The following is a 3,356-nucleotide window of genomic DNA, read 5'->3' as shown; positions in this document are numbered from 1 at the left end:
AAAGGAGAGCTTCGAGGGTAGACTTATCTGAATTTCTGGCAGAAAAAAACCAGCTCTCGGCTGGTATAAATACGATGGTTAAACTAATTAACATCCAATACAATCAATTATCAACCAGAACTCATCCAAAATCATAAATGCTTATGACTTTCATTGCTAATACTCTATTTTCTGATTGGTTTTAACAACTGATGACGGATCCCATGATGAACAACCCAAATCAACATAACAGTCAATGTTACTGAGATAAATATTGAACTAAATCGATATAAAATAGAAAAGAAAGCATCTTTCTGCTCCGGTATCACGGCCGTTGTAAGAGGAACAGAAAGTGCTGACATTGCAGAAAATCCAATTGCAGACTTTATTTGTCCTTTCGTTTGCCAGTGGCAGAAAATACCCATTGCAATGGAAAAAGCCAACCAATAAAGTACTCCCTGACTAAACCATTGCCCTAAAATCAACTGTACGCCTAATCCAGAAATACACCCCAAGCCTGTCCCAATTATTCTCACCTTTGCTACGGCCATCGAACCGGCTAGTGTCATCGGGGCAATAATGATAATGATCGATGCTAGTGCCGAAAGTGAATCATAAAGATCCGCTACCTGAAAGATGCCAAAGGCGGCCATGGACACTATCCACCCCATAGCCACTTGCGCTATGTAATCAATATCCTGCTTCACTGGTGTACTAATTGCACTTAAATCAGAGCTTTTCTCTTCCGCAGGAAACAACCAAAATGCTAAAGCGCAGATCCCAATGTTAGCTATAGTAATAACCCAAAGATTAACATTGAAATCTTCAATATCGATAAAGTCATAGCTTGCATAATTGAGAACAATTGACCCGACAAACAAACCCATGAAACCAAATAGATAGGTTTTTGGCTTCATCATCGTGATGCAATTGACCAACATCATCATGCCAACTCCAACTGTCAGCAAGATGGGATAAGGCTGAAAGAGCTCTACCAGGAATGTAGCGAGTAATGTTGTCCAGATAGCTGAAGCAACCACCATAAGCAACATCGGCAGACTAAATCGCTCCATCTTTCCCACTACAAATAATGGCAACATAATGGCAAAGAAACCGTAAGACCAGTCAAATAGCATGCTTAAGGCTAGCCCTAAAGAGCAACCAAACCAAATGCGTAGTGTCTTCATAACAAACTCAGTAAATAAAGTGGAACCAGCTTGCCAGGTAAGCCTGAGTTGTTGCCATCAATGACCAGAATGCACTGTCTGATGGGTATAAAACAATCGTTGCCCTAGAGCCGACAAATAGTGAGTTTGGCAGGTGTTCGTTATTTTCAAGGTTAACCCTGGTACGTTGCGCGTCACGTACCCAACGGTTATTCTTCTCCACCTGGGTTAAGGAACCATTTGGCTGTTGCTGAGCCGCTGCTACACCGTAATCCCGGCTTTTGATAGAAAAGCGGTATACCTCACCAGGGTTAGCATCAAAGGTCACTAGCGCTGAGTAATTTCCATCCACACCTGCAACAGATTTTTCGCGAAAGTCAGCCGCAACCCACATAGACCCTGTTGGTACAAATGTCAGTAAAGGTGCATTTACCCTAGCCATCGTACCCACTTCTAATTGAAGGTTAGTCACAACACCATCGCTTGGTGCCGTTACTACAGTATACGATAAATCCAGATTCGCACTATTTACCATGTTTTGTGCTAACAATACTGCTGTACTTTTTCCTTTTTCATCACCGAGCTGTGTTTCAATCACTTTTAAGTTTTGCTCCTGCGCTCGCAGCGTTGCCTTAGCGATATGATCTTGAGCGGCAGCATTGTCGAGGTTAGATTGTGATATCACCTTTTTAAATGATAGTTTTTCAAGTCTCTGATACTCGCGATGAGTATTATTATAGTTGGCTCGAGCTCGGCTAATATTCGCAAGGGCGGCCTCTCTTTGTGAATACAAGGTCTCTTCTTTTTCGAGAGCAGACCTTAAAGACAGCGTTGCTTTATCCAGTGCGATTCTATATTTACGCTCATCAATTTCAAATAATGCATCTCCTTGCTTTACCTTTTGATTATTTGTTACAAAAACCTGAGTAATTTTTCCGGTTACCTCAGGGGCTACCTGAACGACATAACCCTGTACACGACCTTCAGTAGTTAAAGGAGCATGACGATCCGCAATAACAATATATGCAAAGAGTAGAAAAAAGAAGGCGATTAGAAAACGCATCCAACTTTTGAATTGTTGATCAGCATTCATTTTAAGTTCCATAAACACAAATTTTTGGCCGATTATAGAGAAAGCAATTGAGATTCAGTAGAATAATATTCAGTACACTTATGACCTAAAAGCAGAACAATGAATGTAAACTTCAATGACCTCAGGCTCTTTATTCAAACCGTGGAACATGGCGGTATAAGCTCAGCAGCTGCTGCTAATAACCTTCAGCGTTCAAAAATCAGCCGCCGATTGCAAGAGCTTGAAGCTGCATTGGGATGCCAGCTCCTTATTCGAACCACAAGAACTATTGAGCTTACAGAGAAAGGAAAACAATTATACGAAATCGCTTCGCAACCTATCGCCAGACTAGAACAAGGGATCGGTGTGTTCAGCGAGCAACAACACAGTCTCACAGGTACTGTCAGGATTGCAATTCCGACTGCTATCATGACGCTGTCCGCCTTCAAAGAAATCATCACCAAATACACAAGCCGTTTTCCGAACATAAGCGTAGAGATTGAAAACCATCAGGAAAGCGTCGATTTAAAGCGACAAGCCTTTGATCTTCAAATATTACCCAGTGTGGTTAAAGTTAGTGATGATAGCTATATCCAATTCAGTCTGCTTTCTTACCGCAGCCATCTGGTTGCATCAAAGAGCTACCTAGCTGAACACCCTCCAATTTCATCTATGGAGGACCTCAAATCTCACCGTCTTTTGACGAACCGCTACAACGCTTCCCTTATTCCATCAGAACTCCATGTTTCAGTTAAATCGGATGATTTGACTCTGTTAAGAACCATGGCTTTAGACGGTAATGGGATTGCATTTATTCCAGAAGCTCATTCAAGGAAAGCTATCGAAGATGGACTACTTGTTGAAGTAATGCCCTGCTTTGAGTATCCCGATCATCAGGTCACCTTAATCTACCCATCAGCATTTTTTCTGCCAGAGAAAATTAAAATTCTGATTGATTTGTTTAGGGAGTATTTCTAAGTGGTGATGAGTGCCTGGCACTCATCAGTTACCAAATATATACCTCTACAAAGGCTAAATCAGTTCTAATCCAACAAACGAGTGATTTTATTAGCCTTACTTTATTGTCCTTTTTTTAAGACTCAAGCGTTGAATTTTTCGCGCTACTGAACTGTCGTAAA

General features: G+C 41.3%; 3 protein-coding genes. 1 reads left to right on the top strand and 2 read right to left on the bottom strand.

Annotation, left to right across the window (positions count from 1 at the left end):
* Window positions 1-164 precede the first annotated feature (164 nt).
* The gene (locus MHN01_RS21145) at window positions 165-1,166 is read right to left on the bottom strand and encodes a DUF2955 domain-containing protein (RefSeq protein WP_239413268.1); all 1,002 of its coding nucleotides are present in this window, start codon (window positions 1,164-1,166) and stop codon (window positions 165-167) included.
* A 7-nt stretch (window positions 1,167-1,173) separates the two neighbouring features.
* Window positions 1,174-2,238 (bottom strand): HlyD family secretion protein, encoded by a 1,065-nt coding sequence (locus MHN01_RS21140; protein ID WP_239413267.1) that lies wholly within the window; start codon window positions 2,236-2,238, stop codon window positions 1,174-1,176.
* 99 nt (window positions 2,239-2,337) lie between these two features.
* Here MHN01_RS21140 and MHN01_RS21135 point away from each other — a divergent pair, with 99 nt between their 5' ends.
* Window positions 2,338-3,195 carry a LysR family transcriptional regulator gene (locus tag MHN01_RS21135; RefSeq protein WP_239413265.1) on the top strand — a complete coding sequence of 286 codons (858 nt, stop codon included), beginning with the start codon at window positions 2,338-2,340 and terminating at the stop codon, window positions 3,193-3,195.
* Window positions 3,196-3,356 lie beyond the last annotated feature (161 nt).

The sequence above is a fragment of the Photobacterium sp. OFAV2-7 genome, assembly GCF_022347985.1.
In the GTDB taxonomy this organism is placed as follows: domain Bacteria; phylum Pseudomonadota; class Gammaproteobacteria; order Enterobacterales; family Vibrionaceae; genus Photobacterium.
The sequence above is the reverse complement of the archived record's forward strand: the minus strand, read 5'-3'. Positions and strand labels throughout refer to the sequence as shown.